The organism is Sphingopyxis italica, from assembly GCF_011926545.1.
Taxonomy (GTDB): domain Bacteria; phylum Pseudomonadota; class Alphaproteobacteria; order Sphingomonadales; family Sphingomonadaceae; genus Sphingopyxis; species Sphingopyxis italica.
The window spans coordinates 39,069-55,598 of record NZ_JAATIT010000002.1 but is presented as its reverse complement, the minus strand read 5'-3'; the positions used below and the strand labels follow the sequence as shown (position 1 = coordinate 55,598).

Below are 16,530 nucleotides of genomic sequence, written 5' to 3'. Positions count from 1 at the left end.
GCGCCCATGATCCTCGTCATCGACAATTATGACAGCTTCACCTTCAACCTCGTTCACTATCTGATCGAGCTAGGCGCGGACGTGCGCGTCGAACGCAACGACGCCCTCACCGCGGCGCAGGCCCTTGGCTCCGGCGCCGACGCGATCCTGATCTCGCCCGGCCCCTGCACGCCCAACGAGGCGGGAATCAGCCTCGACCTCGTCGCCGCCTGCGCCGACGCGCGGCGCCCGCTGCTCGGCGTCTGCCTCGGCCATCAGGCGATCGGCCAGCATTTCGGCGGCATCGTCCAGCGTGGCCATCTGATGCACGGCAAGACCTCGCCCGTCTGCCATGACGGCAGCGGGCTCTTCGCCGGCCTGCCCTCGCCCTTTCAGGCAACGCGCTACCACAGCCTCGAGGTCGTCGACATTCCCGAGGGGCTCGTCATCAACGCGACGAGCGACGACGGCGCGGTGATGGGTTTCCGCCACGCCGAGTTGCCGATCCACGGCGTCCAGTTCCACCCCGAAAGCATCGCGACCGAGCATGGTCACGCGATGCTCGCCAATTTCCTGAGGATCGCGGGGCTGCCCGCCGGCGAGCGCAAGGCGGCATGAGCCGCTTCGGCCCGTTCCCCGACCCCTCGGCGCTGCTCGATCATGACGAGGCCGCCGACGCCTTCGCGACGATGCTCGACGGTGGCGCGAGCGACGAACAGGTCAGTGAATTCCTGATCGCCCTCGCCGATCGCGGCGAAACGATGGTCGAAATCGCCGCCGCGGCACAGGCGATGCGCGACCGGCTGATCCCCATCGACGCCCCCGCCGGCGCGATCGACGTCTGCGGCACCGGCGGCGACGGCCATCATACATTGAACGTCTCGACCGCGGTGTCGATCGTCGTCGCGGCGTGCGAGGTTCCGGTTGCAAAGCACGGAAATCGCGCCGCTTCTTCCAAATCCGGCGCGGCCGATACGCTCGAGGCGCTCGGCCTCGACATGGAGCGCGCCGACCGGCAGGCCGAGGAACAGCTCGCCGACCTCGGCATCTGCTTCCTCTTCGCGGGCACGCGTCATCCCGCGATGAAGCGCATCATGCCGATCCGCCGGGCAATCGGGCGGCGGACGATCTTCAACCTGATGGGCCCGCTCGCCAACCCCGCGCGCGTCACGCGCCAGCTCGTCGGCATCGCGCGCCCCGCCTATGTCCCCGTCTATGCCGAAGCACTGCACCGGCTCGGCACCGAGCATTCGCGCGTGATCTCGGGCGACGAGGGGCTCGACGAACTCTCGCTCGCGGGGGGCAACGAGGTCGCGGTGGTCACCTCCGAGGGCGTGCGGATGCAGCGCAGCATTGCCGCCGACGCCGGGCTCCCGACGCGCTCGCTCGAAGAGATTCGCGGCGGCGACGCCGAATATAACGCCAAGGCGCTTCGCGGCCTGCTACAGGGCGAGCCCGGCGCCTACCGCGACGCGGTGCTCTACAACGCCGCCGAGGCGCTCGTCGTCGCCGGCGCCGCCGACACCTTGCTCGAAGGCGTCGAGGAAGCCGCCGAAGCGATCGACAAGGGCCTCGCCAACGCGCTGCTCAACTGCTGGATCGCCTATAAATGAACAAGCTAACCCAGATACTTGCGACCAAGGCCGAAGAAGTCGCCGAGCGCCGCGCGGCGCGCTCCTTTTCGGACCTCGATGCGATCGACGCCAGCCCGGTGCGCGGCTTCGCCGCCGCGCTAAAGGCGAAAATCGACGCCGGCGGCTTTGCCCTGATCGCCGAAATCAAGAAAGCTTCGCCGTCCAAGGGATTGATAAGGCAGGATTTCAACCCCGCCGATCACGCCCGCGCCTATGCCGCGGGCGGCGCCGCCTGCCTGTCGGTCCTCACCGATGCGCCCTATTTTCAGGGGCATGAGGATTATCTCGTCGCCGCGCGCGCCGCCTGCGCGCTTCCCGCTCTCCGCAAGGATTTCATGGTCGATCCGTGGCAGGTCGCCGAAGCGCGCGCGATCGGCGCCGACGCGATCCTGATCATCGTCGCCGCGCTCGACGACAGCGCGATGCGCGAGATCGAGGCGGCCGCGCTCGAACGCGGCATGGACGTCCTCGTCGAGGTGCACGACGAAGCCGAACTCGACCGCGCGCTCACGCGGCTTAAATCGCGCCTGATCGGCGTCAACAACCGCGACCTCCGCACCTTCGAAACCGACCTCGCCGTCACCGAACGCCTCGCGAAGCTGGTCCCGCCGGGCACCTTGCTCGTCGGCGAAAGCGGCATCGCGAGCCACGCCGACTGCGCAAGGCTGGCGGAAAGCGGCGTCAAAACCTTCCTCGTCGGCGAAAGCCTGATGCGTCAGGATGACGTCACGGCGGCGACAAGGGCGCTGCTCGAAGGAGCCGCGGCATGACCCGGCCGACGCACCTCGACGAAAGCGGGGCAGCGTCGATGGTCGATGTCGGCGCCAAGCCCGCGACGCAGCGCCGCGCAGTCGCCGGCGGCCGCATCACCATGTCGCCCGAAGCGCTCGAAGCGATCCGCAGCGGCAACGCGCCCAAGGGCGACGTCCTCTCGACCGCACGCATCGCCGGCATCATGGCCGCGAAGCGCACCGCCGACCTCATCCCGCTCTGCCATCCGCTCGCGCTGACCAAGGTGGGCATCGATTTTACGTGGGAAGAGGGTGGCATCGCGGTCACGGCTATCGCGCAGACGACGGGCCAGACGGGGGTCGAGATGGAGGCGCTCACCGCCGCTTCGGTCGCGCTTCTCACCCTCTATGACATGGCGAAGGCGCTCGACCGCGCAATGGTCCTCGGCGACATCCGCCTCCTCGAAAAGAGCGGCGGCCGCTCGGGCGACTGGCGCGCCGAATGAGCGCCCTGCTCGCCGTCGAAGAAGCGCAAGCCCGGCTCTTCGCGCTCCACGAACCGCTCGCCAGCGAAAATATCGCCTTTTCCGAATCGCTTGGCCGCCATCTTTCGGACGATGTCATCGCGCTGCGCGACCAGCCCGCCGCGCCGATTTCCGCGATGGATGGCTATGCGATCCGCTTCGACGATCTGCCGGGTCCGTGGACCATCATCGGCGAAAGTGCCGCAGGCGCCGCGTCCGACCGCATCGTGGGGCCCGGCGAAGCGACGCGCATCTTCACCGGCGCCCTGCTCCCTTCCGGCACCGACACGGTGATCGTCCAGGAAGATGTCGCGCGCGCGGGCGACGCCCTGACGCTAACGACCGACGGCCCCGGTGCGCGCGGACGCCATATCCGGGCCCGCGCCGCCGATTTCGCCGCCGGCGATTGCCTGCTCGCCGCGGGCACGCGCCTGACGCCCGGCGCAATCGCCGCGGCGGCGATGAGCGGCGCGGGGCAGCTTGCCGTCGGCCGCCGTCCGCGCGTCGCGATCGTCACGACCGGCGACGAACTCGTCCAGCCCGGGCGCCCGCTCGCCCCCGGCCAGATCCCCGAAAGCAACGGCGTCATGCTCGCCGCGATGCTCGCCGGAGAGGTCGCCCCCGCCGTCCAGCCCCACCATCTTCCCGACGATCGCGCCAAACTCGCGAGCGCACTCAAGGAGTTGGCGCGACGCCACGACGTCATCGTCACCGTCGGCGGCGCGTCGGTCGGCGATCACGACCATGTCCGCGGCGCGCTCGGCGACGCCGGCGGGAGGCTCGATTTCTGGAAGATCGCGATGAAGCCCGGCAAGCCGCTGATCGCCGGAACGCTCGGCGACGCGATCCTCCTCGGCCTTCCCGGCAATCCATCGTCGGCCTTCGTCACCGCGACCTTGTTCCTGCTGCCGCTCGTCCGCCATCTTGCCGGCGCGGGCGCCCCCCTGCCGCCCGTGCATCAGGCACCGCTCGCCGCGCCGCTCGGCGAAGGCGGAACGCGCCGCGATTACCTCCGCGCGCGACTCGAAAACGGCCGCCTGACGCCGATGATCGGACAGGAAAGCGGCCGCACCCTCCCGCTCGCCTCGGCCAATGCGCTGCTGATCCGCGACATCGGCGCGCCCGCGCGCGCGGGCGGCGACATGGCGGACTATATCGTCATCGCTTGACAAGTTCCGATTTGTTCCACTATCGTTCTCTCTATGTCCGGCCCGGCACCGACGGGTCATCATGGAGAATAATCGATGTTGACCGCGAAGCAGCATGAACTGCTCCACTTCATCCAGCAGCGCCTCGACGCGAGCGGCATTTCGCCCTCGTTCGAGGAGATGAAGGAGGCGCTCGGCCTCAAGTCGAAATCGGGCATCCACCGGCTGATAAGCGCCTTGGAGGAAAGAGGTTTTCTCCGCCGCCTTCCCAACCGCGCGCGCGCGCTCGAAGTGCTCAAAGTTCCCGAAGCGGCGAAGCCCGCAGCGGGGGCACGCGAACCGGGGCGCGAAAATGTCGTGCCGCTGCGCAAGCCTGCTCCGGCGTTGCGCCCGATCGCGGCGAACGACATCGTCGAGGTGCCGCTGCACGGCAAGATCGCCGCGGGCGTGCCGATCGAGGCGTTCGAGGATCACAACAATCTCGCGGTCCCCGCCGCGCTGCTCGGCTCGGGCGAACATTATGCGCTCGAAGTGTCGGGCGATTCGATGGTCGAGGCCGGAATCTTCGACGGCGACTATGCGCTGATCCAGAAGGCGAGCACCGCGCGCGAAGGCGACATCGTCGTGGCGCTCGTCGACGGACAGGACGCCACCCTCAAATATTTCCGCCGCGAAGGCCAGATGATCCGGCTCGATCCCGCCAACAGCGCCTATGAACCGCAGCGCTACCCCGCCGAGCGCGTCATCGTGCAAGGGCGGCTGTCGGGATTGCTTCGTCGTTACCACTAAGCTGCTGCGGCAGCCGCCACGGATGCTCGTCGCCGGCGCGAAGCGCGGCGACGGCTTTCGGCGCTTCACCCAAATAGAGCGCCAGTCCGCCGGTTTCGACCAGGCTGTCGCGATCGATCGTCATCCAGCGCGCCGTACATTCGCGCGGCAGCCAGCGGTCGCTGATCACGACATCGGCGGCGGCGCAGGCGGCGGCCATGTCGGCGCCCTCGATCCGGTCGCGCCCATGTGACGCGAGGATGACGCGCCGCGACGCGCCCCTCCCCTGCGCCCAGCGGCAGAAATCGCGATTGCACTCGACATGGTCGAGTTCGGCTAATGCCAAAAGCGGCGCATCGACGCCCGCGGCCTCGGCGACCGTATCGCGAACATAATCGCCCGCCCGGTCGCGGAGCAGCGCGTAACTACCATCGGGCAGCGCGGCGGCGATATGCCGTCCGTCGCCGGTGACGAGCAGGTCGGGGCGCGGCGCGGCGAGCAGCGCCGCCATCCCGATCATCAGCGGCACCGCCCCGGCGCGGCGCCAGCGCGTCTGCCACAGCAGCAGCCACAATCCTCCGAACACCGCGAGGGCAAAGCCCCACGGCGGAAAGCTCGGCATCGTCGCGACCGCGCCGGGCGCAGCGGCAACGCCATGCGCCAGCGCGATCAGCACCCGCAGCGCCTGTTCGGCGACCCACCAGAAGGGGGCGCCGAGTCCGACGCTATCGAACAGCAGCGCGAGCGCCTCGAACGGCATGATGACGAAGGTCGTCAGCGGGATCGCGACGACATTGGCGAGCGCGCCGTAAAGCCCCGCCTTGTGGAAATGGAACAGCGCGATCGGCGCCAACGCGACCTCGACCACCAGTCCGGTGATCAGCAATCCGGCAATCCCGCGCCCCAGCTGGAACAGCCACGGCTCGTCGCGACGCGCGAGGAAAAGCCGCATCGGGCGGCTCTCGTGCAGCGCGATAATCGCCGTGACCGCGGCGAAACTCAGCTGGAAACTCGGCCCCGCGAGCGATTCGGGCCGCCAGATCAACACGATCAGCGCCCCCGCCGCGACCAGCCGCAGGGTCAGCGCCTCGCGCCCCATCAGAAAGGCGACGAGCACGAGCAGCGCCGCGATGAACGATCGCAGCGTCGGGACTTCCGCCCCCGCAAGTAACGTGTACCCCCCGCCCGCGAGCGCCCCCGCCGCCGCGGCGAGCGGCAGGACATAGCCGGCGAGCGCCAGCCGCGGGCTCAGCGCGAGCAGGCGCATCGTCAGCAGCATCGCGAAGCCGACGACGGCCGTGACATGCAGCCCGCTGATCGACAGCAGATGCGCTAGACCGCTGCGGCGCATCGCTTCCTCGTCGGCCTCGCTGATCGCGCCGCGGTCGCCGGTCACCAGCGCGGCCGCGATGCCGCCCGCCGATCCATCGACCTGATCATGGATATGCGCGCTCAGCCGCACGCGCACCGACGGCGTCGCCGCGCCGCGGTCCGACGCGCGCGAAACCTTGCCCAGCACCGTCCCGACCGCGCCGATCCCGTCGAACCAGGCGCGCTGCGCGAAATCATAGCCGCCGGGCAGGCTCGCGGTCGGCGGCGGCATCAGCCGGGCGCGGACGCCGATCGCCTCGCCCTCGACCAGGTCGGCCGCCTGCTCACCGCGCAGCGTCAGGCGCACGCGTGGCGGCAGGTCGCTGCGGCGCTGCGGAGCTGCGAGGATGCGAATCTTCCCCTTTGCGGGCAGCGGCTCGACGCGCTCGACGACCGCGGCGAATTCGGTCGTCACCGGCGCGGCGAGCACCGGCGCGGCGACCCCGAGCGCGCGGGCCCAAACGAGCAAGAGGCCGATGGCGACCGCGCCGCACCCGACCGTCATCACCCGCCCCAGCCGGCGGTCCCAACCGATCAGCAATCCGCCCAGCACCCCGCTCGCCAACAACAGCAGCAGGCCGATCCAGTGCAGCGTCGCGGGCAGCGCGAACCAGGCGCCGATGCCCGCCCCCAGCGCGACGGGCAGCCACAGGCCGATCCGCTCGCGCTCGGCCTCCAGCCGCGCCTCGATCGCGTCGGCGGCGCCTTTCCAGGTACGAACCGTCCGCCGCGCAATGGGCGTTTGAAGCTGCCCTGTCGCCATGCTAGGGGCACCCCCGATCCCCGCTCAACCGGGCGGCAAAGTGAGTGAAAGAGGCCTTGGTGGCAACCGAAAACCAAACCAACGCGGCTGAAGCAACGGGGGCCGACGTCGTGACCCGCTTCGCCCCTTCGCCGACCGGCTATCTGCATATCGGCGGCGCTCGCACCGCGCTCTTCAACTGGCTGTTCGCGCGCCACCATGGCGGCAAATTTCTGCTGCGGATCGAGGATACCGACCGCGCACGCTCGACCGACGCCGCGATCGACGCGATTCTCGACGGCATGCAGTGGCTCGATCTCGATTGGGACGGCGAGACGATATTCCAGTTCGCGCGCGCCCCGCGCCACGCCGAGGTCGCGCACGAACTGCTCGCCAAGGGCGAGGCCTATCGCTGCTACCTCTCACAGAACGAGCTTGCCGCGATGCGCGCCGAAGCGCAGGAAAAGCGCCAGCCCTTCCGCGTCCGCAGCCCATGGCGCGACCGCGACGACGGCGACCCCGCGGCCCCGCACGTCATCCGCCTGAGCGCACCGCAGAACGGCGCCGTCACGATCGCCGACAAGGTCCAGGGCGAAGTCACCGTCCAGAATGCCGAGCTCGACGATTTCATCCTGCTGCGCAGCGACGGCACCCCGACCTATATGCTCAGCGTCGTCGTCGACGACAACGACATGGGCGTGACGCACGTCATTCGCGGCGACGACCATCTCAACAACGCCTTCCGCCAGCTCGCACTGCTTCGCGCGATGAATTGGCGCGAACCCGTCTATGCCCACGTCCCGCTGATCCACGGCGCCGACGGCGCGAAGCTGTCGAAACGCCACGGCGCGCTCGGCGTCGACGCCTATCGCGACGAAATGGGCTATCTGCCCGAAGCGGTGAACAATTATCTCCTCCGCCTCGGCTGGGGGCATGGCGACGACGAAATCATCAGCCGCGCGCAGGCGACAGAGTGGTTCGACTTGGGTCATGTCGGCCGCTCGCCGTCGCGTTTCGACTTCAAGAAGCTCGAGAATCTCAACGGCCATTATCTGCGCGAAGCCGATGATGCGCGTCTCGCGGATCTCGTCGCTCCGCGCGTCGAAAAGCTCGTCGGTCGCGCCCTCGATGGCGCCGACCGCGACCTGCTGACGCGCGCGATGGACGCGCTCAAGCCGCGCGCGAAGACGCTCGACGAAATCGCCGATGGTGCGACCTTCCTGTTCCAGGGCGATCCGTTGCCGATGGACGAAAAGGCGGCCGAGGTGCTAAGAACCTCGCCCGAAGGCCTGCTGGCCGCCGTCACCGCGCGGCTGCGCGGGCTGAACGACTGGACGACAGAAGAGCTGGATGCCGCCGTGCGCGCAGAGGCCGAAGCCGCCGAACTGGGGCTCGGCAAACTGGCACAGCCCTTGCGCGCGGCGCTAACCGGCCGAACAGTTTCCCCGGGAATTTTCGACGTGCTGCTCTTGCTCGGACGCGATGTCAGTCTCGCCCGACTTGACGCAGCGCAACATTTTCCGGCAGGGGCATAGCCACTCTCTCTCCCCGCCGTCAGAACAGGGAACAAAATATGACCGACACCGCGAAAATCACGCTGGGCGACAAGACCGTCGACAGCCCTGTCCTGTCGGGCACCGTCGGCCCCGACGTCGTCGATATCCGCAAATTCTACGCCCAGACCGGCGCGTTCACCTATGATCCCGGTTTCACCTCGACCGCGAGCTGCGAATCGCAGCTGACCTATATCGACGGCGACGAAGGCGTCCTCCTCCACCGCGGCTATGCGATCGGCGACCTCGCCGAACATTCGAGCTTCATGGAAGTCTGCCATCTGCTGCTCAACGGCGAACTGCCGAACGCCGGCGAGCTGGCGACGTTCGAAAACACGATCACGCGCCACACGATGCTGCACGAACAGCTCGCGACCTTCTATCGCGGGTTCCGCCGCGACGCGCACCCGATGGCGGTGATGTGCGGCGTCGTCGGCGCGCTCAGTGCCTTCTACCCCGATTCGACCGAAATTCACGATCCGCGCCAGCGGATGATCGCCAGCCATCGGCTGATCGCGAAAATGCCGACGATCGCGGCGATGGCGTATAAATATTCGGTCGGCCAGCCCTTCATCTATCCCGACAATTCGCTGAGCTACACGGGCAATTTCCTGCGCATGACCTTCGGCGTTCCCGCCGAGCCCTATGAGGTCAACCCCGTCGTCGAGCGCGCGCTCGACCGCATCTTCATCCTCCACGCCGACCACGAACAGAATGCGTCGACCTCGACCGTCCGCCTCGCGGGGTCGTCGGGCGCCAATCCCTTCGCGTGCATCGCGGCGGGCATCGCCTGCCTCTGGGGTCCGGCGCACGGCGGCGCGAACGAAGCCGCGCTCAACATGCTGCGCGAAATCGGCCGCCCCGAGCGCATTCCCGAATATATCGCGCGCGCGAAGGACAAGGACGATCCGTTCCGCCTGATGGGCTTCGGCCACCGCGTCTATAAAAACTACGACCCGCGCGCGACCGTGATGCAAAAGACGGTGCGCGAGGTGTTCGACGCGCTCAAGGTCAACGACCCCGTGTTCGAGGTCGCGTTGCAGCTTGAGGAAATGGCGCTCAACGATCCCTATTTCATCGAAAAGAAGCTGTTCCCGAACGTCGATTTCTATTCGGGCGTCATCCTGTCGGCGATCGGCTTCCCGACGACGATGTTCACCGCGCTCTTCGCCCTCGCCCGCACAGTCGGCTGGGTCGCGCAGTGGAACGAAATGATCTCGGACCCCGCGCAGAAGATCGGCCGCCCGCGCCAGCTCTACACCGGCCCGACGCATCGCCCGTTCGTGCCCGTCGACAAGCGCTGAGGCAATCCTTCGCCAGAAACAGAAAGGGGTCGCGCTGCGGCCCCTTTTTTTGGCTCAATGCCGGAAGCGCCCCCAAACAACGCGTCGCCTACCCGACCCAGCGCCAGATCCCCGCGACCATATAGCCCAGCGCCCCATGCGCCCAACTCGCGGCAAGCCAGAGCACGATCCCGCCGAACAGCGCATGCCCGCGCGGCAGCGTGTCGCGCCACGGCGCCCCGCCCGCGAGTTGCCGCGCATAAGGAACGAAGCTCGTCCGCGCCGCCCAGCCGCGCCAGCTTTCGCCCATCAATCGCGCCTTTTTCGCATCCTGCCCCGCCGACCCGACGAGCGCGAGAAATACGATCGTTACCGACAGGATGATCTGGCCCGGCGTCGGCATCACCATGATATGCGCGATCGCCCACAGCGCGAAACCCCACATCATCGGGTGCCGCGTGATCGCGAACACCCCGCGCGGCGCGGCGGCCGCATCCCGCGCGGCGTGCGGCGCGGGCAGCGCCGGATTGCCGATCAATGATCCCATGAACAAGATGCTCGCGAACAGAACGATCAGCGACGCGAGACTCCACAGTCCGTCACCGACCGTCCACAGCGGCGGTTCGGGCGGCATCCCGCGCCACGCCTGCACCACCATGATCAGCGTCGCGATCGCGACGACCGAATAGACGATCTGGAACCCCCGCTCGCCCAGCCGTCCCGCGAGGCCGTCGCGGAACGGATGCGACAGGACGAGGTGCGAGGCGACGAACAGGGCGCAGGTGACGATCAAAAGCGACATCGGTTGCATGGACAGCTCCTCACCGAACATGGCCTGATCGACCGCTCCAGGCAGCGCCGACTCGAAGCCATTTCGACGCCACCATCCGCGACAAAGCTAACAGTGTCAACATGGTCGAGATGACCTGTCCGCTTCCCCTACTCGGTCATCCCGGCGCAGGCCGGGATGACCGAGCGGAAACTACCAGTCGTATGCGTTGGGCAGCGCCCCTTCCTGCGGAATTTCGTAGCGCTGACGCAAACGGTCCTGCCGCGTCGTCAGCGACTGCGCCTTGCCGTCGATCCACACCATCGTCGGACGGCTGCCGAGTTCGAGCGGATCATTGTCCCAGATCACGACATCGCCGGCGCGGCCCGGGCGTAGCGAACCGATGCTGCCCTCCATGCCGACCGCGCGCGCGGGCACGCTGCTGATCGAGGCGAAGGCCTGATCCCAGCTCAGCCCGCTCGCGCCGGGCACCCGCGTCAGCCCGACGAGGTTGCCCGCATATTGCGTCGCATAGCCCATCTTGTGCGCGTCATCGTCGTCGAATACCCCGACCGACACGTCGACGCCCGCGGCCTTGAGCCGCCCCGCGTTCGACTGCGTCGCGCCGAGTTGCTCGAAGCTCGACGGCAGGTCGGTGAGCGGCGAGACGAGCACCGGCACCTTCGCCGCCGCGATCTCGCGCGCGACGATCCAGCCTTCGGTCGCGCCGACAAGCACCAGCTTCATGGCGGGAAACTCGCCCTTCAGCTTGAGCACATTGACGATGTCGACCGCGCGGTCGACGCGTATGAACAGCGGCGTTGTGCCGTCGATCACGCGGACGAGCGCGTCGGCGTCGGCGCGCTGGATCATCGCGTCATTGCCCCATTCGGCGAGCACCGCCGGGTTGCGGGCATAGCTGCGCGCCGCGAGCAATTGCTCGCGGAAGAGGAGGAAGGTCGCCGCGCGGCTGCCCCCCGCCTTCGACGCGCCATCCTCGCCGAACGCCACATATTGCAGCGCGCGCGGCTTGGTCACCATGTCCATGTCGTCGGCCAGGTCGATCACCGCGCCCTGCCCCGCGAACAAATTGCTGCTGCCCCCCGGCGCGACGATCGCGCGCGTCACGCCCGACGCGCGGTTGACCGCGACCGGCGATCCCATCGGGTTCAATGCGGGCGCGATGTCGAGCCCCGCCGAAAAGCGCGTGCGCGGCGCCGATCGGTCGTTGGTGCCGCTCACCGCATCGACTTCGGTCAACCCGACGCGGCTGAACGCCGCGACGATGCCGGGGGTCACATATTTGCCCTCCGCATCGACGCGCTCGATGCCCGCCGGCACCGCGACCCCCGCACCCGCCGCGACGACCTTGCCGCCGCGCACGACGACGGTGCCGCCCTCGATCGGCGCGCTGCCGTCACCGATGACAAGCTTGGCATTGACGATCGCGACGTCTTGCGCCGCCACCGGAAGCGCGATCAGGGCCGCCGCGGAAAGAAGGAGCGCGCGCATCATTTCACATCTCCTTCGCCCGGCTGGCCGAGTTCGAAATCGCTCACCGGCCGCCGCTTCGGATCGTTCGCATCGAACATCAACGCGCCGTCGATCCACACCTTTTCGGGGCGCGTATAGGCGCTGAACGGGTTGCCGTTCCACAGCACGACATCGGCCATCTTGCCCGGCTTCAGGCTGCCGGTCCGGTCGGCGATGCCCAGCGCTTTCGCCGGGTTATACGACAGCCAGGTCCATGCCATCTCGTCGCTGACGTCGATGCCGATGCGGCGCCCCGCGGCGCGCGCCTTGGCCGCTTCCTGGTTCAGCCGCTGGATCTGGTTCGCATCGTCCGAATGGACGATCGTGCACGCACCGGCCTTGTAAACGAGCGGGATATTCTCGTTGACGCTGTCATAGGCTTCCATCTTGAAGCCCCACCAATCGGCCCACATTGCCGAACAAATGCCTTCTTTCGCAAGGATGTCGGCGATCTTGTACGCCTCGACCGCGTGGTGGAAGGTCGACACCTTATAGCCGAACTCTTTCGACATATCGATGACGAGCGCCATCTCGTCGGCGCGGTAGCAATGATTGTGGACGAGGATCTCGCCCGCCAGCACGCCCGCAAGCGTTTCCATCGCGAGATCGCGATCGACCGCCTTGCCGTCGTCCAGCTTCTTCTTATAGGCCGCCGCTTTCGCCCAGGTCGCGCGGTTCACCGCGAAATTGCCCATGCGGGTCGACGGCGCCCTGCCCTTGTTCCCGTAAACGCGCTTCGGATTTTCGCCGCACGCCATTTTCAGGCCATAGGGCGCCCCGGGGAATTTCATCCCCTGCACCGTCCGCGACGGCACATTTTTGAGCGTGACCGAACGCCCGCCCATCAGGTTCGCGCTGCCCGGCAGGATCTGCAGGCTGGTCACGCCGCCGTTCGCCAGCGCGCGGCTGAACCCCGGATCCTGCGGCCACACGCTATGTTCGGACCACACTTCGGGCGTCGTCGGCGCCGTCGCCTCATTGCCGTCCGAATGCGCTTCGACGCTGGGCGAGGGGTAATCGCCGAGGTGACTGTGAATGTCGATGATGCCGGGCGTCAGATATTTTCCGGTGCCGTCATAGACCGCGATGTCGGCCGGGATCGGCGTATCGGGGCCGCCGACGGCCTCGACCTTGCCGTTCGCGAGCAGCACGGTGCCATTGTCGATCCGCCCGCCCTCGCCGTCGAAAATCGTGACGTTCCGCACCGCCGTCACCTGTCCGGGATAGGGCTTATAAGTCGACGGATAGGGATCCTTGTTGAACTTCGCCGGCTTTTCGGCGGGCTTGTCGCTCGCCGAGGCCGTCTCGCCCCCGCCCGTCGCCGCGCAACCGACGAGCGCCAGCGACACCGCAGCCAGCAGGCCGCCCTTCACACCTCTGATCATTATTACGCCCCTTTGGGTTCGGGATGAACACCACCCGCCTGCGGTTCGGCCTCGCCGACCCCGGCCAGACCGTCATCGCGGTCGCGGAGCGTATCGAGGTGCATCCAGCGCTTGACGATCGGGCTGACCAGCAGCACCGCCACCGCCGCGCCGATCGCGATCCAGCCGAACATCTCATAAATTTCCAGCAACTTGGCCTTACTCATCTCCCCGCCATGGCCGCCGGTCGCTTCGCCGATCTTGCCGGCCACGAAGTTGCCGACCGCGGTCATATAGAACCACGCGCCCATGATGAGCGAGGCGAGGAACGACGGCGCCAGCCGGTTCATCGCCGACAGGCCCACCGGGCTGAGGCACAGCTCGCCGGTCGTGGCGAGAAGATAATATAGGAAGACAAAGAGGACGGGGGTCATCACCTCAACGCCGAATGTCTGTGCGCCCCACACGAGCACAAGATTGGCCAGCCCCATCTGTGCCAGCGCCAGCCCGAATTTGGCGGGCGCCGAAGGTTCCATGCCGCGCTTGCCGAGCCATTGCCACAGCGCGGCGAAGAAGGGCGCGAAGAGGATGATGTAGATCGGGTTGATCGACTGGAAGATTGACGCGGGAACCGCCCCGCGATCGACATAGCGGTCGGTGAACAGGTTCATCGACCCGCCCGCCTGTTCGAACAGCCCCCAGAACAACGGATTGAGCGCGATCAGGAAGAGGATGGCGAACATCCGGTCGCGGGCATGATCCTCGCGGCCCATCTTCTCCATCGCCATCACGGCGAGCAGCAGGACAAAACCGGCAAGCGCCACCCATGCGGCGGGTGCGAGTCCTAAGGCGACCGGACCACTCGCGATGCCGAGGTTCAGAATCAGCGCCAGCGGCAGGAACAGCATCAGGACGAGCCCCGCGACCGCCATATTGACGCGGCCGCGCGGCCCCGCGCCGATCGACCCATAGGGCAATTGAAAGGTCGCGGCGAGCACGACATAGCCAAGCAGCAGGATGCCCGAGACGAGCAGCAGATTCTGGATGACGTCCTGATATTGAACGAGCAGCCAGATAACCGCGACCGCGCCGACGCCAACGGCATAGAGCGTCCATTCGCGCGGCCGCGAGAGCGGTGCGGGCGCCTCGCCCGCACCCTTGAGCGCGCTTTTGCCAAGGACGAAGACGACGAGGCCGGCGAGCATGCCGATGCCCGCGAGACCGAAGCCATAACCCCAGCCGATCCGCTGGCCGAGATAGCCGACGAGGATCGTGCCGAGCGCGGCGCCGACGTTGATGCCCATATAGAAGATCGTATAGGCGCTGTCGCGGCGGACGTCGGTGAGCCGGTACAATTGCCCCACCATCACCGAAATATTCGCCTTGAGGAAGCCCGAGCCGACGATGATGAAGGCGAGCGCCGCCCAGAAGACGTTGATCGTGGGATCATCCTGACCGCCGACGCCCTCGACCGCCATCAAACTGTGCCCGATGGCGAGCAACAGGCCGCCGAACAGCACCGCCTTGCGCTGGCCGAGATAGCGGTCGGCGAGATAGCCGCCGAGGACCGGCGTGATATAGACGAGGCTGGTGTAGGCGCCGTAAACGAGGTTCGACTTGCTGTCCGAGAACAGCCAATGTTGCGTCAGGTAGAAAATCAGGATCGCGCGCATACCGTAATAGGAGAAGCGCTCCCACATTTCGGCAAAGAAGAGCATGTAGAGGCCCTTGGGGTGGCCGGCGAACTCGGGCTTCTTGCTGCCGGCGATCAATGCGCCAATGCTCAAGAAAATGCCCAGGACCACGACCGCGATCACCGCGATCCAGTCGCCTTCGTCCCAAAGGCCCATATCTTTCATCAACGCGTCCCTTTTATCCATTATCGTGGGCGCGGCCTCCCGCCGCGCGAATGGGGCAACCTAGCGCGAAAATTGCGTATGGGAAGAATCTAATTGCGCCTGAAACCGCTTCGTCCGGGCCGAAATCTGTTGCGAATCGTTCGCAACACTTGCGCGATGGCGCGGAAAAGCCCACATGGCGCACCATGTTCAACGACAGCTCCTCGCTCCTCGCCCACCTCGCGACCCGCCGTTCGGGAAAGGCGCGCGACATGGTCGCGCCCGGCCCCGACGCCGCGACCTTGCGCGACATCATCGCGCTCGCGCTGCGCACCCCCGACCATGGCAAGCTCGCCCCCTGGCGCATCGTCACGATCGCGGATGACCGGCGCGACGCCTTCGCGGCGCTGCTCAAGCAGGCGTGGGTCGCCGAAAACCCCGGCGCGGCGGGCATGGACCTCTCGGCGCTCGACCAGTTCGCGCATCAGGCCTCGACGCTGCTCGTGCTGATTTCCACGCCCGTTCCCGGCGCCAAGATACCGGTGTGGGAGCAACAGATGTCGGCCGGCGCGGTCGGCATGAACCTGCTCCACGCCGCGCATGCGCATGGCTTCGTCGGCAGCTGGCTCACCGGCTGGGCGGCCTATAGCGCCGAAGTCGCGGCGGCGTTCGGTGCCGGCGAAGGCGACAAGATCGTCGGCTATTTCTTCTTCGGCACCGCCTCGCGCGATCTCGACGAGCGCCCCCGCCCCGATTATGACGACGTCGTTCGCGCTTGGGAAATTTAGTTTCACATTCCGGACTGAATTTGTAATTAGCCGAATTTGACTGTGCTGCTGTCTTATGGCATTAAGGCGGCATGCTCGATCAGTCCAAGCCCGTGTACCAGCGTCTGCGCGACGTCATCGCCAACGCGATCCTCGACGGTCAATTCCGCGACGGCGACATGCTTCCCTCGGTGCGCTCGCTCGCCGCGGAAGAAGGCGCGAATCCGCTGACGGTCGCCAAGGCGTATCAGACCTTCCAGGACGAAGGGCTGGTCACGGTCAAGCGCGGGGTCGGCATGTTCGTCGCCCAAGGCGCGACCGAGCGGCTGCGCGACCTGATGCGCGCCGATTTCCTTGCCAATGTCTGGCCCCCCGTCGCGCAGCAGATGCGCCGCATCGGCCTCGACGCGCGGACGTTGCTGGATTTGACCGAGGCCTGACGCATCGCTCGGCTTCGGGGTGGAACGCTGCCGTTCCCACTTCCGTCATCCCGGCGAAGGCCGGGATCTCGCCGGTGCTTCATTCC

15 protein-coding genes are annotated in these 16,530 nt (G+C 67.2%); 10 read left to right on the top strand and 5 right to left on the bottom strand.

Annotation, left to right across the window (positions count from 1 at the left end):
* The first annotated feature begins 6 nt into the window (after nucleotides 1-6).
* The 6 genes from GGR90_RS07850 to lexA all read left to right on the top strand — a co-directional run bounded on the left by GGR90_RS07850 (nucleotide 7) and on the right by lexA (nucleotide 4,805).
* Nucleotides 7-597, top strand: coding sequence for an anthranilate synthase component II (locus GGR90_RS07850; RefSeq protein ID WP_167920903.1), 591 nt, complete (start codon nucleotides 7-9; stop codon nucleotides 595-597).
* On the top strand, nucleotides 594-1,592 hold the full coding sequence (gene trpD / locus GGR90_RS07845; RefSeq protein ID WP_167920902.1) for an anthranilate phosphoribosyltransferase: 999 nt from the start codon (nucleotides 594-596) through the stop codon (nucleotides 1,590-1,592). The genes GGR90_RS07850 and trpD overlap by 4 nt, the downstream gene beginning before the upstream one ends.
* Nucleotides 1,589-2,383 carry an indole-3-glycerol phosphate synthase TrpC gene (gene trpC, locus GGR90_RS07840; protein ID WP_167920901.1) on the top strand — a complete coding sequence of 265 codons (795 nt, stop codon included), beginning with the start codon at nucleotides 1,589-1,591 and terminating at the stop codon, nucleotides 2,381-2,383. Before trpD ends, trpC begins: the two co-directional genes overlap by 4 nt.
* Complete coding sequence (gene moaC / locus GGR90_RS07835) at nucleotides 2,380-2,850, top strand: cyclic pyranopterin monophosphate synthase MoaC (RefSeq protein WP_167920900.1); 471 nt, start codon at nucleotides 2,380-2,382, stop codon at nucleotides 2,848-2,850. Before trpC ends, moaC begins: the two co-directional genes overlap by 4 nt.
* Nucleotides 2,847-4,037 carry a molybdopterin molybdotransferase MoeA gene (locus GGR90_RS07830; RefSeq protein WP_167920899.1) on the top strand — a complete coding sequence of 397 codons (1,191 nt, stop codon included), beginning with the start codon at nucleotides 2,847-2,849 and terminating at the stop codon, nucleotides 4,035-4,037. Before moaC ends, GGR90_RS07830 begins: the two co-directional genes overlap by 4 nt.
* A gap of 75 nt (nucleotides 4,038-4,112) precedes the next feature.
* The gene (lexA, locus tag GGR90_RS07825; RefSeq protein ID WP_167920898.1) at nucleotides 4,113-4,805 is read left to right on the top strand and encodes a transcriptional repressor LexA; all 693 of its coding nucleotides are present in this window, start codon (nucleotides 4,113-4,115) and stop codon (nucleotides 4,803-4,805) included.
* On the opposite strand, the gene GGR90_RS07820 is transcribed toward lexA, so the two are convergent.
* A complete protein-coding gene (locus tag GGR90_RS07820; RefSeq protein WP_209023652.1) occupies nucleotides 4,759-6,918 on the bottom strand; it encodes a ComEC/Rec2 family competence protein in 2,160 nt (719 codons plus the stop codon). The two genes, lexA and GGR90_RS07820, sit on opposite strands and share 47 nt — an antisense overlap.
* A 59-nt stretch (nucleotides 6,919-6,977) precedes the next feature.
* On the opposite strand from GGR90_RS07820, the gene gltX reads away from it, so the two are divergent.
* Nucleotides 6,978-8,432, top strand: a complete 1,455-nt coding sequence (gltX, locus tag GGR90_RS07815; RefSeq protein ID WP_167920897.1) for a glutamate--tRNA ligase — start codon at nucleotides 6,978-6,980, stop codon at nucleotides 8,430-8,432.
* Between the two features lie 38 nt (nucleotides 8,433-8,470).
* Complete coding sequence (locus GGR90_RS07810; protein WP_167920896.1) at nucleotides 8,471-9,754, top strand: citrate synthase; 1,284 nt, start codon at nucleotides 8,471-8,473, stop codon at nucleotides 9,752-9,754.
* A gap of 88 nt (nucleotides 9,755-9,842) precedes the next feature.
* On the opposite strand, the gene GGR90_RS07805 is transcribed toward GGR90_RS07810, so the two are convergent.
* From GGR90_RS07805 to GGR90_RS07790, 4 genes are all read right to left on the bottom strand, one after another.
* Complete coding sequence (locus GGR90_RS07805; RefSeq protein ID WP_167920895.1) at nucleotides 9,843-10,544, bottom strand: NnrU family protein; 702 nt, start codon at nucleotides 10,542-10,544, stop codon at nucleotides 9,843-9,845.
* A 171-nt stretch (nucleotides 10,545-10,715) separates the two neighbouring features.
* On the bottom strand, nucleotides 10,716-12,017 hold the full coding sequence (locus GGR90_RS07800) for an amidohydrolase family protein (protein WP_209023650.1): 1,302 nt from the start codon (nucleotides 12,015-12,017) through the stop codon (nucleotides 10,716-10,718).
* Nucleotides 12,014-13,420 (bottom strand): amidohydrolase, encoded by a 1,407-nt coding sequence (locus GGR90_RS07795; protein ID WP_167920894.1) that lies wholly within the window; start codon nucleotides 13,418-13,420, stop codon nucleotides 12,014-12,016. Before GGR90_RS07795 ends, GGR90_RS07800 begins: the two co-directional genes overlap by 4 nt.
* A gap of 2 nt (nucleotides 13,421-13,422) precedes the next feature.
* Nucleotides 13,423-15,258: a peptide MFS transporter gene (locus tag GGR90_RS07790; protein ID WP_167920893.1), complete on the bottom strand. Its 1,836-nt coding sequence runs from the start codon at nucleotides 15,256-15,258 to the stop codon at nucleotides 13,423-13,425.
* A 185-nt stretch (nucleotides 15,259-15,443) separates the two neighbouring features.
* On the opposite strand from GGR90_RS07790, the gene GGR90_RS07785 reads away from it, so the two are divergent.
* Together GGR90_RS07785 and GGR90_RS07780 are read left to right on the top strand one after the other, a co-directional pair.
* The gene (locus tag GGR90_RS07785) at nucleotides 15,444-16,025 is read left to right on the top strand and encodes a nitroreductase family protein (RefSeq protein WP_167920892.1); all 582 of its coding nucleotides are present in this window, start codon (nucleotides 15,444-15,446) and stop codon (nucleotides 16,023-16,025) included.
* Between the two features lie 71 nt (nucleotides 16,026-16,096).
* Nucleotides 16,097-16,444 carry a GntR family transcriptional regulator gene (locus GGR90_RS07780; protein ID WP_167920891.1) on the top strand — a complete coding sequence of 116 codons (348 nt, stop codon included), beginning with the start codon at nucleotides 16,097-16,099 and terminating at the stop codon, nucleotides 16,442-16,444.
* Nucleotides 16,445-16,530 lie beyond the last annotated feature (86 nt).

What these genes read in the sequence shown, in the direction of transcription:
- GGR90_RS07805 (WP_167920895.1), bottom strand. Translation starts at nt 10,544, where the DNA reads ATGCAACCGATGTCGCTTTTGATCGTCACCTGCGCCCTGTTCGTCGCC.
- GGR90_RS07810 (WP_167920896.1), top strand. Translation starts at nt 8,471, where the DNA reads ATGACCGACACCGCGAAAATCACGCTGGGCGACAAGACCGTCGACAGC.
- GGR90_RS07785 (WP_167920892.1), top strand. Translation starts at nt 15,444, where the DNA reads ATGTTCAACGACAGCTCCTCGCTCCTCGCCCACCTCGCGACCCGCCGT.
- GGR90_RS07780 (WP_167920891.1), top strand. Translation starts at nt 16,097, where the DNA reads ATGCTCGATCAGTCCAAGCCCGTGTACCAGCGTCTGCGCGACGTCATC.
- lexA (WP_167920898.1), top strand. Translation starts at nt 4,113, where the DNA reads ATGTTGACCGCGAAGCAGCATGAACTGCTCCACTTCATCCAGCAGCGC.
- GGR90_RS07795 (WP_167920894.1), bottom strand. Translation starts at nt 13,420, where the DNA reads ATGATCAGAGGTGTGAAGGGCGGCCTGCTGGCTGCGGTGTCGCTGGCG.
- trpD (WP_167920902.1), top strand. Translation starts at nt 594, where the DNA reads ATGAGCCGCTTCGGCCCGTTCCCCGACCCCTCGGCGCTGCTCGATCAT.
- GGR90_RS07820 (WP_209023652.1), bottom strand. Translation starts at nt 6,918, where the DNA reads ATGGCGACAGGGCAGCTTCAAACGCCCATTGCGCGGCGGACGGTTCGT.
- GGR90_RS07800 (WP_209023650.1), bottom strand. Translation starts at nt 12,017, where the DNA reads ATGATGCGCGCGCTCCTTCTTTCCGCGGCGGCCCTGATCGCGCTTCCG.
- moaC (WP_167920900.1), top strand. Translation starts at nt 2,380, where the DNA reads ATGACCCGGCCGACGCACCTCGACGAAAGCGGGGCAGCGTCGATGGTC.
- GGR90_RS07830 (WP_167920899.1), top strand. Translation starts at nt 2,847, where the DNA reads ATGAGCGCCCTGCTCGCCGTCGAAGAAGCGCAAGCCCGGCTCTTCGCG.
- GGR90_RS07790 (WP_167920893.1), bottom strand. Translation starts at nt 15,258, where the DNA reads ATGAAAGATATGGGCCTTTGGGACGAAGGCGACTGGATCGCGGTGATC.
- trpC (WP_167920901.1), top strand. Translation starts at nt 1,589, where the DNA reads ATGAACAAGCTAACCCAGATACTTGCGACCAAGGCCGAAGAAGTCGCC.
- GGR90_RS07850 (WP_167920903.1), top strand. Translation starts at nt 7, where the DNA reads ATGATCCTCGTCATCGACAATTATGACAGCTTCACCTTCAACCTCGTT.